The organism is Caldithrix sp., assembly GCF_056497305.1.
Genome location: NZ_JBSMDE010000178.1, coordinates 1 through 11926, shown reverse-complemented (window position 1 = coordinate 11926; position 11926 = coordinate 1). Strand labels below are relative to the sequence as shown.

Here is an 11926-nt window from a genome sequence, read left to right as displayed (position 1 = left end):
CCCATACTTCAAATTTCAAATTTGTTTTTCATCTTTTTTCCCTTTAAATTTATAGGCTTAATTAAATAATTTAGTTTAAAGGAGAACTCGGCTTTATGATGACCAAAATGCGGGAATTCAGTAAAATATTCATCATTCTGGTTGCAGTAGCATTTATTGCCCTGATGGTTTTTGAGTGGGGCGCCAATTATACCAGCCAGTCACGACGTCGTGATGTGGTGGGAGAAGTAAATGGCAAAAAATTAACCTACAGTGAATTTAATGAACTCTTTCAACAAATGTATCAGGAAGAAAAAGCGCGTACCGGTAAAGAAAATTTTACCGATGATGATCTACAGAAATTACGCGACAGAGTCTGGGAACGTTTTGTTCAGCAAACCCTTTTCGGTGAGGAGATGAAACGATTGGGTATTGCGGTCAGTGACTCTGAAATTGTGTACCAGATATTGAACTATCCTCTGGAAGATTTTAAACGCCATCCTGCTTTTCAAACTAACGGCGTTTTTGATATGCAAAAGTATCGCGCAGCCCTGGGCAATCCCAACATCCCCTGGATACAAATCGAACAAATTTATCGTCAACAAATTCCTTATGTTAAGCTACAAAACATCATCACTAATTCCGTACGTGTGAGCGATGAAGAAATTCTGGATGAATTCGAAAAAAACAATATCAAAGCCAAAGTGGAATATCTTGGAGTAAACAGTTTTCAGTTTATCTCAGATTCTTTAAAAGTATCGGACGAAGAGGTAAAAGAATTTTACGACAAACACAAAGAAGATTTTACCCAGCAAGAACGCCGGGCTATTGCTTATGTTAAATTTGAGATCAAAACCACCAAAGAAGACACCCAGGCAGTCATGCAAGAATTTGAATCCATAAAAAAACGTCTGGCTGCCGGAGAAAACTTTAATGACCTGGCGCTGGAATATTCGGAAGACCCTTCTGTAAAAAAGAACAAAGGCGATTTAGGCTATTTTGGCAAAGGCGATATGGTTAAGCCATTTGAAGAAGCTGCCTTTAATGCCAAAGTCGGAGAAGTGGTTGGCCCCATTCAAACGCGGTTTGGCTTTCATTTGATTAAAGTAGAAGACAAAAAGAAAGAAAATGGCCAGCTAAAAGTCAAAGCTAGCCATATTTTAATGAAGGTACATCCGGCTCCCTCACGCGTGGAAGAGGTGGAAAACAATGCCCGCCTTTTTGCTGAAGATGCTAAATCCAACGGCTTTTTTAATCAAGCCAAAACCATGGGCTACGAAATAAAAGAAACGGCGCTCTTTCCTAAAGAGGGCGATTTTATTCCCGGTATTGGCAATCATGCGGCCATCAAAGCCTTTGTTTTTGCAGCGGAACTCAATGAAGTTTCCAATATCTACAATGTGGATGATGGATATGTCGTGGTTACCGTAACCAAAATTGAACCAAAAGGATATCGGCCATTAGAAACGGTTAAACCTATTATTGTCAACCGTATTCGTACACAAAAGGCCAAAGACCTGGCCCGAGCACACATTGAACAGTTCAGCGATCGGATCAACGCAGGCGAAGATTTTGCCAAAATCGCCGAAAGCGATCCTGAAAAAAAATTGCTCCATGATATTACGCCTCTCTTTAGCAGAGCATCTACAGTGCCGGGCATTGGCTTTTCTGTTGAGTTTAATGCCACGGCCTTTACCCTGGAACCCGGAGAAATATCCGATCTGGTCGAAACCACGCGTGGTTTTTACTATCTAAAATTATTGGAAAAAACACCATTCGACTCAACGGCTTTTAATCAGCAAAAAGAGGCGATCAGAACGCGCTTATTGAATGAAAAAAAGAACCAGATTTTCAATAACTGGTACGAAAATCTGAAAGCAAAAGCGGAAATCATTGATAACAGAAAGATGTTTAATCTCTAAATTTTCCTCCTCCCTCCCTCAATCGGCTCCCTTTGGGGAGCCTTTTTATTTTAATCGCTCCATGTAGTAATCGGATTGGCTTAAACGTTTAAAACCAAATTTTGCATATAGCCCGTGGGCATCTTTGGTGGCCAGCATCATTTTTTTCACCTCATTAAGTTTTTCTGAACGCAATGTACTTTCCACTAACCACTTACCCAATCCACGCCCCCGAAAGTCAGGCAGCACAAAAACATCGCACAAATAACCAAAGGTCGCATAATCGGTAATCACTCGCGCCAAGCCAATCTGTTGCCTTTCATGAAAAAGAGCCACACAATACGAATGTTCCACACTTTTCTTACCCGTCTCCAGGTCCCTACCCCTGGCCCAATAGGCGGTTCTTAGAAAATCATGGATGGCCTGCAAATCCAGGCCATCTTTTTGATCGGTTATAAAAAAATTACCGCTTTTGATTTCCATAATTACACCACTTTGTTGATTCCACTCTACATTAAACAAAATATCGGTATTTTTCATAGAAAAAAATGCCTTTACCCCGGATGCTTTAATTTTTTTCCTGACACACCTGAACACCATTTCCGTAAATTTGACAAACGCTACATTTTTACTTATATTGGTGTACGGTTGTACTACTTTAGGAGTAATCCACATGCAGAAGGCAGACAACAATTTATCGATTCTTACACAACAAAATTTGGATGAACTGCAAAAAGACTGGTTTGAAGAGCGAGCAGCCATTTATGAATTTGAAGCGGGATTAGAACGTCAAATGGCCGAACAGAGAGCCTGGGAAGAATTGAAGAGTTTACGGGGCAAGAAAGTCATCCACAAGGCGGGTTAAGTCAATAGAGTGACAAAGATGCTCTCATTTTAATGAATCCAATACTTTTTTTCGAATAAGAGTGCTTAGGATACTTCCTTCAAAAGTTCAATCCCGCCTGGCGGGATGCAAAAATTTGTGTGCTGTGTGAGGAAGTAAAAAGGTTGAGTTGTTGAATTGTTTAATTGTTGAATGGCCCGTCCTTCGGCCGGATAAACCTGTCCGTCTGGCCAGACGGGCCTGTCCGGCTGCACCTGCCAGACAGGCCTGTCCCCGACGATCGGGATTTGGAATGACGCTCGGCATGAAGCCTCACTGATTGTCATTTCGCCCTTATAAAAGTCTCGAGCTGAAGCTCGAATTACGTTGCGGCTCTGCTGCCTTTGAGCACTTCCTTCAAAAGACCGATCCTTTGAAGGAAGTGCTCTAATACTGCTTTTTGACATAATATAATGTGAAAAAAGAAAAAACTTTTTTCAACAAGCTATTCATTAAATGACAAACGTCCTGGCTAATAACGGCCGACCGAGGATTAATCCTCTCCCGCTTCTTTATTGTAATATAGCCCAATCTGTTCCAGAGGCCTCAATCCCATAGGACAGTGAGTTCTCCCCTGATCATTGGTGCGCCGCATTTAGGACACAATTTCGGATCATCCCAGGGCAACAAATCCCGGCCGCGACATCTGGGACAGACTCCCATATCCCTGTCATAATCTGCATCCCCGCTTAGTCCTTCTTTCCCATAGCGCCCAATCAATACGTCAACAAGCTCCCGGCAAGTCAGGCAGACCATTGTCTCCACAACCGCGACCATGCCACAATCTCTCCCTCCCGAAACCACGGCACGGTAGCCGCACTTTTCGCATGTAAATTCAAAACAGGAACCCATACCTATTGCCTCTACTATCCCGGCTTAATTTAACGCCCGTCCGCTTACTCATGAGGCCGCATGGCTGCAACCATTAATTCCGGTAGAGCTACACAATAAAACAGCCATCCTCAAACTATTTCGGTACAACCCAGATATTATCTTTAATCTCCAGTTTTACATCATCCAGATAAACGGCTTTGCCGGCGCCGCCCGGCCGAAAATCGGTAACAATATCTACATGCTGCGCCGATTTGTTGGCTACGCCCCGCTTGTAAAATTCTTCCATCTGCTGTCTGCCCGTCTCCGAATCTTCCTGATCAATAAAACATTCCGGATAACTGGCGCCAATGGCAATATGCAACGTTCCGCCTACTTTTTCCACGAACAATGGATGTTTCAGAACCTCTTCAATACCGTTGTTCATGCCCAGGGCCACCTCGCCCAGTCGGTGCGATCCTTCATCGGTCTCAATAATTTTTTGCAGGGTTTCAAAGCCCTGTTCTGCTGTGTACTTTACAATCCTGCCCTTTTCAAATTTTAAATAAATTCCCTGAATGGTTACGCCGGAATAACTGACCGGCAAATCGACAAAAATTTCACCTTCCACTGTATTGGCGTCCGGGCTGGTAAACACCTCGCCATCCGGGAAATTGCGTTTTCCGGTGCACTTGACTATATTGCGCTGTTCAATGCTCATGGTCAATTCCAGATCGCGTTGCTCTTCTGGATGGCGGGTAATAATGCGCATGGTTTTGCTTTTGCGCATGACCTGGTAGATGTCCTCTTCCAGGGCATCCAGCAGGCGCGGATTGACCATGGAAGCATTGACCACCACTTCCGTAAAGCGCTCCAGGCTCATGCCTTCCAGATCTGCAAAGCCTTTGGTGGGGTAAAGCGTTAAAACCCAGGGTTTGGCCAGACGAATATTCTTGATCGGTTCGTCTTCCTGCATGATAGCCCGCGTGGTCTCTTCCGGTGTATTGGCATAAAGGGAAGGATCTTCAGCGCCCAACACTTCGATGTATTTGGTCATGGCCTTGTAACGTTCAATGTGCCATTGCGGCACCCGTTTAATTTGCTCTAGTGAGCCATAACGGGCCATGATGGCGCTCCACACTTTGCCCCGTTCATTATTCGGGGGCACCAGATTCACATCCGGAATACCGCCGGCCTTGATGACTTTCTCTTCCAGAACGTAGATCAAAGGCCAAGTGATGGGCTCTCCCTTGATCATGATCACGTCGTCTTTTTGGACGCCATCAAGCGAATAATTCAATAAATAGTCAGCCCATTTCTCCAATTTTTCACGGGGAATTTCTACTCGCATCGCACTTTCCTTTCCTTTATTTCCAAAGAAAATTTTTGATTCTGGTTATTGCACATTCCTGCCTCTAACCTGACCATTTCCGCTTCTATTTTTTCAGGAAACGCCAGGCGGGATTGCTCTCCTGCTCGCTTACTTCCGCATGGTCAGGACTTTCTTTTTGAGCGGCCCCGTCTTTTAGGCTGACGGCTACTCTCCTTTAACAGTTGGGTCCGGTGCTCACTACGCCCGGGTTCATCACTCAGATTTTCCAACAGACTAAAGCGGGCCCGCCTTCTTTCAAAATCCACCTCTTCAACGCGGATCAGCACTTCATCCCCCAGGCGGATGGTGGTTTCCGTGTCACGACCGATCAGGGAAAAGGTCGGTTCATCGTAGATGTAAAAATCATCGTTCAGCGTTTCTACAGGGATGATCCCTTCCACAAAAATATTTTTCAACTCCACAAACACGCCAAAAGACTGCACTCCGGAGACCAGACCTTCGAACTCCTGACCGATAAATTGTTCGATGTATTCCAGTTGTTTGAGTTTAATGGATTCCCGTTCGGCTTCCATGGCAAGGCGTTCCATCTTAGTAGCCTGCGTAGCGATCTGGTGCAAATTCTTTTTCAGCCCCTTCTTTTCTACCTTTTGCCCATCTTTTTCGTACTGGCGCAACAAACGATGGACCACCAGGTCCGGATAGCGTCGGATGGGCGAAGTAAAGTGCGTGTAGTCTTTAAAACCAAGCCCAAAATGGCCTATGTTGGTTTCCGAATAGACGGCTTTCATCATGCTGCGCAGGGCCACCTCTTCGATGATCACCTCTTCCTTGCTCCCTTTGATGGAAGAAAGCAAGTTTTGCAAATAGCGCGAAGTTACCCGTTTGACCGGCTTGAACGGAACACGCATGGCCGACAAAAAATTGAACAGGCGGTTCATCTTCTCTTCATCCGGTTTTTCGTGCACGCGGTAGATGAATGGTAAAGGCGCCTGTTTATTGGGACTGATCTTTTTAATGTGCTGAGCCACCGTTTTATTGGCGATTAGCATAAATTCCTCAACCAGGCGGTGACTGTTCAAACGTTTCTTTGGAATGATCTCTTCCGGTTTGCCCATTTCATTTAAAACGAATTTGACTTCCGGCGTCTCAAAATCGATCCCCCCTTCAGCAAAGCGCCGGTTCATTAGAATTTCGCGCAAGCGATCCATCTGACGCAGCACATCTGCAAAGCGATCGTTGGTTTTGCCATCCAGGATGTCCTGCACCTCCTCATAGGTGAAGCGCCGTTTGCTGTTGATCACCGAGGGGGTAATCTGGTAGCGAACCACCTCGCCCTGAGGATTGATTTCCATAATGCAGGAAAAGGTCAGGCGGTCTTCATTGGGACGTAAACTGCACAGTTGATTGGACAACCGCTCAGGCAACATGGGTACCACACGATCGACCAGATACACGCTGGTCCCCCGCCGAAAGGCTTCTTTGTCCAGCGCCGTGTCCGGCCGTACATAGTAGCTTACATCGGCAATGTGCACGCCCAGTTCAAAGTTACCGTTTTTCAAGATTTTTAAAGAAACAGCATCGTCAAAGTCTTTGGCGTCTTCCGGATCGATGGTAAAACAGGTTTCGTGTCGCAAATCCAGACGGCCTTGCAAGTCTTCAGGCCGGATTTTTGCAGGAGCCCGTTGCGCATCGTTTTCTACCTGTTGCGGAAAACGGATGGGCAAATTGTAGGAATAGGCAATGGAAACGATGTCCACGCCGGGCGTGTCCTTATCCCCTAAAATCTCTACAATGCTACCAACCGGATTGTGTTCATCGCGCTCCCAGCCCTCAAATTTGACGATCACTTTCTGGCCATCTTCGGCGTTTAAAGCCTGGTCCGGGGGAATGATGACATCTCTGTAAATCTTGGGATCATCCGGTACCACGTAACTGTAGTAAGGATTTTTGTGGTAAGTCCCAACAATAAATTCCCTGAACCGCTTAACCACACGCCGGACAAAGCCTTCCAACCGTTTGCCACGGCTGGCAGCGTACAATTGCACCTCCACAATATCCCGGTCAAAAGCACGATTTAAATTGGGCTGGGCAACAAAGACTTCAAAATCTTCGTCCTCAACGTTGACAAAACCAAAGCCGGCGCGGGTGGTGCGTAATTCCCCCACATAGCGCTGCATCACGCGTTTTAAAGCATATTGATGCTTCTTAACATGAACGATCTTCCCTTCCTTGACCAGGGACTGCAAAGCCGCCTGAAAGAGGTTGTAATCCTGTTTGTGCACGTTAAGGGCGTGGCTGATGTCCTTGCGACTTAAAACCGTGCCCGGAGATTTTTTTAACAACTGCACAATTTTGTTCTTAAATTTGTTCGTTTTTTTCTTAGTCATTGTTTACTTTTATCCTCAAAATCCTTTTAATTTTATTTAAATCTTCAATAATTTCAATTTCACCAATAGCAGCCTGTTGCGCTTGCTGCACAATGGCCTCTGTTTGCGTTCCACTCATCTCCAGAAACATGTACTGCGTGTTAATTTCTTTGCTTTTAATTAATTGAAAATAACGGCGGTAAAAATGTAATCCATCGGCCTGGTCCGTTAAAGCCTGAAATGGTTCATAGTTTTGAACTTCTTTTGGTAGTGTTTTTATTTCCTCACTGGAAATATAGGGCGGATTGGAAACCAGGATATCAAATTGCTCCGGTAGTTCCGACGGCCAGGCCTTTAAAACGTCATGATATTGAATGGTTACACGTCCGTTTAATTGATTTAGTTCCAGATTTTGCTGACACACTGCAAGAGCCGTTTCCGAAATGTCGGTGGCAAAGAGCTGTGCCTCCGGCCAGTAATGGCTCAGGCTGATCGCAATACAGCCGCTGCCTGTGCCTACATCAATGATGGTTGGCGGCCTGTTGAACTCCGCCTTTAACTTTAAGACCTCTTCTACCAATAGCTCCGTTTCTGGTCTGGGAATGAGAACGCCCGGTTTAACGACAAACTTTAGGCCCATGAATTCGGTTTCACCCAAAATGTATTGCAAAGGCTCATGTTGCGCCCGCCTGCGCACCAGCTCCCGGTAGGCGCCGAGCTCGCTCTCGGAAAGTGGGCGTTCGAAGGCCAGGTACAGATCAACACGCTTCATGTTCAGTACTTTGCCCAACAGCAATTCGGCATTCAGGCGTGGATTTTCGATGCCTTTTTCTTTTAGAAATTCACTCACCGTCTGCAGAAGGTCGATGACTTTCCACTGCTTTTTCATTCAGTAATTCCATTTTTAATAAACATTAAAGTTCCCAACAAAATACAAAAAATGCAAAGAAATTTTGATGATTCTAAGGAAGAAGAGCCGCAACCTTTAAAAAACCGCAAAGGGCGCAAAGAAATTATTTGCCCTCACCCCCTCAATCCCCCTCTCCCAGAATAAAAATCTGGGAGAGGGGGAAGGCTTACCACCTGTGTTGAAGATTTTCTTTCATGGCCCCATTCACGATCAATGGGAATTCGCTATGTCAGCTCGATGCTCATTCAACCATTCAACAAATCAACAATTCAACAGATTTACTTCCTCACATAGCACAAAAATTTTCGCATCCCGCTGTGGCGGGACTAGATCATTTGAGGGAAGTATCCTAAAATTTTACCACCAATTTTCAAAAGAATAACTGATTTAGCGCTTCATAGCATTGTAATCAACAAAATAGTTATTTAATTTCAAGAAGCTACGAATAATTATTTATATGTTTTTGGAGGACATTCAAAAGAACAAACAATTAGTCAGGAAAATATTAAAAGATCGCTCCGGAGCAGTTTCTTAATAATCAGATTTTTCAGCCGATCCGTTGGCCACAATAGCCACACTGGCGCTGGCTCCGATGCGCGTGGCTCCGGCTTCTACCATCTGACAGGCTTCTTCGTAACTTCTTACTCCACCGCTGGCTTTAACGCCCATCTGGCTGCCAACCACTTTACGCATTAAAGCCACGTCTTTTACCGTAGCTCCGCCCTTGCTGAATCCGGTCGACGTTTTCACATAATTCGCCCCGGCCACTTTGGCCAGCGTACAGGCCTTAACTTTCTCTTCGTCTGTGAGCAAACAGGTTTCGATAATCACCTTAACAATCCTCCGATTAGCTGCCCGCACCACAGAACGAATGTCGTGTTCCACCAATTCGTAATCACCCGATTTGAGTGCGCCAATATTGATGACCATGTCGATCTCATCCGCACCCTGCTGAACGGCAATTTCTGTTTCCAGAGCCTTGACTTCGGGAAAGGTAGCTCCTAAAGGAAAACCAACCACGGTACAGACCCGGGGAGTATGTCCCCGTAATTTTTTGTAGGCCAGAGGCACCCAGGTTGGATTGACACAAACCGAGGCAAAACCGAATTCAATAGCTTCGTCGCAGATCTTTTCAATCTGCTGGCGTGTGGCATCCGGTTTTAACAACGTGTGGTCAATCCAGCGCGCCAATTCCCGCTTTGGCGGACAGGTAGGGCCTTCTGCGCCAATTCGATTGGCGCCAAAAGAGATCAATTCATCGGCCGCGTCGTAGGTAAAGGGCCGAACATTTCCCATTGCGGGCAAATTGGCTTCAGCAATGACCTGCGAAATAATGCGTTCAATGACTTCCGGGGTGATGCTGGACATGTTGTTTCCTCTTTTTATTGTTCCGATATCTCCTGCATAAAACGCCGGGCCAGCTCTTCCGCCTGCTGGTGGGTTGGCGCTTCGGCAATGATGCGCATAATCGGTTCGGTGTTGGATTTGCGCAAATGAACCCAGCTATGCTCAAAATCGATCTTCAAACCATCTAAAGTGTTAATATCCTGATCTTTGTATTTCTCTTTCAGACGCTCCAATATCTGGTCAGGATTTAAACCTTCAATGGAGACCTTCTTTTTAACCATCTCGTATTGAGGCAACGACGCTTTTAATGATTGCATGGTGCCGCCGTGTTCCAGCAGGGCCTGTAAAGTCAGGGCCACGGCCACTGGTGCGTCGCGCCCTAAATGTACTTCCGGCAAGATGACGCCGCCATTGCCTTCGCCGCCAATGATGGCCTCCAACTCTTTCATCTTTTCGGCAACATTGATCTCCCCAACCTTTGTGCGTTCAAACAAACAGTTGTAATAGCAGGCAATGTCTTCGGAGGCCCGCGATGTGGACATATTGACCACCACCCGTCCTAATTTTTTACTCAGTACCAACTTGACGGCAATGGCCAGGGTGTATTCTTCCCCAATGGGACGGCCTTCATTATCCACAATTGCGCAACGATCGACATCCGGATCGACGGCAAAACCCACGTCGGCCTTGTGTTCTACAACCGCCTTACCAAGTTGCGTTAAATTTTCCGGTAGGGGTTCCGGAGTATGGGCAAAACGTCCATTGGGTTCCTGATTGATGGCAATGACTTCACAACCCAGGGTTTCTAAAAGCTGGGGAATGATGCGTCCGCCGGCCCCATTTACAGTATCGGCCACCACTTTAAAGCGTCGTTTGCGCAAACCTTCCACATCCAAATACGAAACACTCAAAACCTTGTCGATGTGTCGCTGAATCGCCTGATCGTCGAACTCGACCTGACCTAAATGCTCCCAGGTTTGCAGAGCATGCGCATTGCGATCGGCCATCTGGTAAACCTGGTTGGCATGTTCCGGCGGTAAAAAGCGTCCGTCAGCGCCCATGAATTTGAGTCCGTTCCATTGCACAGGATTATGGCTGGCCGTGATGGCAATTCCGCCGCTGGCCCGATGCTGCTCCACTTCCAGCTGAACGGTTGGCGTGGGCACAATGCCAATATCGATGACTTTGCAACCGCTGGCAACGAGTACACCGCGAACCAGATCGGCAATAAACGGCCCGCTGACCCGCGAGTCTCTGCCTAAAACGACCGTCCCCCCGTCAACAAACCTGGCAAAGGCCTGAGTGTAACGTACAATGACCTCCGGAGTTAAAGTCAGGCCAATTTCTCCCCTTAATCCGGAAATAGAAACCATCAATCTGGACAAGATTACCTCCTGTGACTGTTTGTTCAGTAAGACAATTTAAATTTGTGACCAATTAAAAACAAGGAAAACTCACGCTTTGGCAACAGATTTTTGTCCTGGACTTTGCTTCTGAAGTTAAATTATTTACCAGACTCTGTAAATGCATGGAGATTCGGACTAAGGCAACAGTGCGCAACCTTTAAAAAACGCAAAAGGCGCAAAAGAACAATTTTAATTCAAAATTACGAATTAATTTGTGAAAGGATAAGTGGTGCCCAGGCGGTGAGGGATTGTGCCGGCATGTCATTCTGAATCCCGCTTCAGACGTAACTCGAACTTCATCTCGAGACGTTTGTAAGGGCGAAGCATTTTTGCAAATTTTTGCTCAAGAGCAATTTTAACTTGCACACAAAGAGGTTGCGCTAATTGGAACCATCTTAAGAAAAATGCTTCGCCCTTACACCTTAGAAAGATTTCTCCACTCTGTCCCGACGTAGTCGGGACATTGGTCGAAATGACAATCAGTGAGGCTTCGTGCCGAGTGCCATTCCAGATCCCGATTTTCGGGAACGGGCTTGTCCGGCCGAAGTTGGAGCCAAGCGGAAATCCCGTTTTCGGGGACGGGCCAGTCTGGCAAGGCGCAGCCTGTTGGAGCGCAGCGAAAATCCCGATCCTCAGGGACAGGCCCGTCTGGCAGGTGCAGCCGGACAAGCCCGTCTGGCAGGCGCAGCCGGACAGGTTTATCCGGCCGAAGGACGGGCCATTAAACAATTAAACAATTCAACAACTCAACCTTTTTACTTCCTCACACTGCACACAAATTTTTGCATCCCGCTGTGGCGGGATAGATCCTATGAGGGAAGTATTCCAATTGAAGCAGGTCAACTTTTCAGAATTTTTCAGTCTTTTGGATGGACAATCGGGTTTGTCTTATTGACCTGTTTTGTTTAATTTAAAAACAAAAAAATCGGTAACCAATGCAAATCAACGCTAAATTTTTATGGATCGCTTCTTTACTGTTAATGACCGCAGC

The 11926-nt window shown here is 46.0% G+C and carries 10 protein-coding genes; 3 read left to right on the top strand and 7 right to left on the bottom strand.

Going from position 1 to position 11926, the window contains the following annotated elements; genetic code table 11:
* The first annotated feature begins 95 nt into the window (after positions 1-95).
* A complete protein-coding gene (locus ACWB0I_RS14700) occupies positions 96-1901 on the top strand; it encodes a peptidylprolyl isomerase (RefSeq protein WP_479388825.1) in 1806 nt (601 codons plus the stop codon).
* 45 nt (positions 1902-1946) lie between these two features.
* Here the strand turns inward: ACWB0I_RS14700 and ACWB0I_RS14695 are convergent, their stop codons facing one another.
* Positions 1947-2420 carry a GNAT family N-acetyltransferase gene (locus ACWB0I_RS14695; protein ID WP_479388824.1) on the bottom strand — a complete coding sequence of 158 codons (474 nt, stop codon included), beginning with the start codon at positions 2418-2420 and terminating at the stop codon, positions 1947-1949.
* 133 nt (positions 2421-2553) lie between these two features.
* On the opposite strand from ACWB0I_RS14695, the gene ACWB0I_RS14690 reads away from it, so the two are divergent.
* Positions 2554-2745, top strand: a complete 192-nt coding sequence (locus ACWB0I_RS14690; RefSeq protein WP_479388823.1) for a hypothetical protein — start codon at positions 2554-2556, stop codon at positions 2743-2745.
* Positions 2746-2832: 87 nt separating this feature from the next.
* Here ACWB0I_RS14690 and ACWB0I_RS14685 read toward each other — a convergent pair whose 3' ends face one another.
* The 6 genes from ACWB0I_RS14685 to glmM all read right to left on the bottom strand — a co-directional run bounded on the left by ACWB0I_RS14685 (position 2833) and on the right by glmM (position 10914).
* On the bottom strand, positions 2833-3030 hold the full coding sequence (locus ACWB0I_RS14685) for a hypothetical protein (protein ID WP_479388822.1): 198 nt from the start codon (positions 3028-3030) through the stop codon (positions 2833-2835).
* Positions 3031-3730: 700 nt separating this feature from the next.
* Complete coding sequence (locus tag ACWB0I_RS14680; RefSeq protein ID WP_479388821.1) at positions 3731-4924, bottom strand: aminopeptidase; 1194 nt, start codon at positions 4922-4924, stop codon at positions 3731-3733.
* A gap of 143 nt (positions 4925-5067) precedes the next feature.
* On the bottom strand, positions 5068-7293 hold the full coding sequence (gene rnr, locus ACWB0I_RS14675) for a ribonuclease R (protein WP_479388820.1): 2226 nt from the start codon (positions 7291-7293) through the stop codon (positions 5068-5070).
* On the bottom strand, positions 7286-8161 hold the full coding sequence (gene prmC / locus ACWB0I_RS14670) for a peptide chain release factor N(5)-glutamine methyltransferase (RefSeq protein WP_479388819.1): 876 nt from the start codon (positions 8159-8161) through the stop codon (positions 7286-7288). Before prmC ends, rnr begins: the two co-directional genes overlap by 8 nt.
* A 552-nt stretch (positions 8162-8713) precedes the next feature.
* Entirely contained in the window at positions 8714-9412 is a 699-nt protein-coding gene (gene deoC, locus ACWB0I_RS14665; RefSeq protein ID WP_479388826.1) for a deoxyribose-phosphate aldolase, read from the bottom strand.
* A 152-nt stretch (positions 9413-9564) separates the two neighbouring features.
* Complete coding sequence (gene glmM, locus ACWB0I_RS14660) at positions 9565-10914, bottom strand: phosphoglucosamine mutase (RefSeq protein WP_479388818.1); 1350 nt, start codon at positions 10912-10914, stop codon at positions 9565-9567.
* Between the two features lie 513 nt (positions 10915-11427).
* Here glmM and ACWB0I_RS14655 point away from each other — a divergent pair.
* Entirely contained in the window at positions 11428-11844 is a 417-nt protein-coding gene (locus tag ACWB0I_RS14655) for a hypothetical protein (protein ID WP_479388817.1), read from the top strand.
* The last annotated feature ends 82 nt before the right edge of the window (positions 11845-11926 follow it).